Source organism: Pelomicrobium sp. G1, from assembly GCF_051905455.1.
Taxonomy (GTDB): Bacteria; Pseudomonadota; Gammaproteobacteria; order Burkholderiales; family UBA6910; genus Pelomicrobium.
In genome coordinates this window covers 1-265 of record NZ_JBQACR010000384.1, presented here as the reverse complement: position 1 = coordinate 265, position 265 = coordinate 1, and the positions used below count along the sequence as shown (strand labels likewise).

At 69.4% G+C, this 265-nt stretch carries 1 pseudogene; it reads left to right on the top strand.

Features of this window, described 5'->3' with window-relative positions:
- Positions 1–249, top strand: a pseudogene (locus ACTFO6_RS18930) (hypothetical protein); the annotation flags it as partial.
- Positions 250–265 lie beyond the last annotated feature (16 nt).

Genomic DNA, 265 nt, shown 5'->3' with positions numbered 1-265 from the left:
GCCCAGGGCATGGAAGAGCACGTGCCGGGCCTGGAGGCGGTTCTGGTCCTGGACTGCGGCCACTTCGTCACCCGCGAACGACCGGCCGAGATGGCGAACGCCATGATGTGGTTCTACCACTCGATGCTGGCGCCGGGAGTCCCCCTGTTCGACCGTTCGCGCCATTACGGCCTGCCGACCCGGCCGGCACGGCCGGTGGAGGGGTGGGGCGTCAATCCGCTCCGCCTCGACCTCGGGTCGCAGCCATGAAGGAAAGGATGCCGCC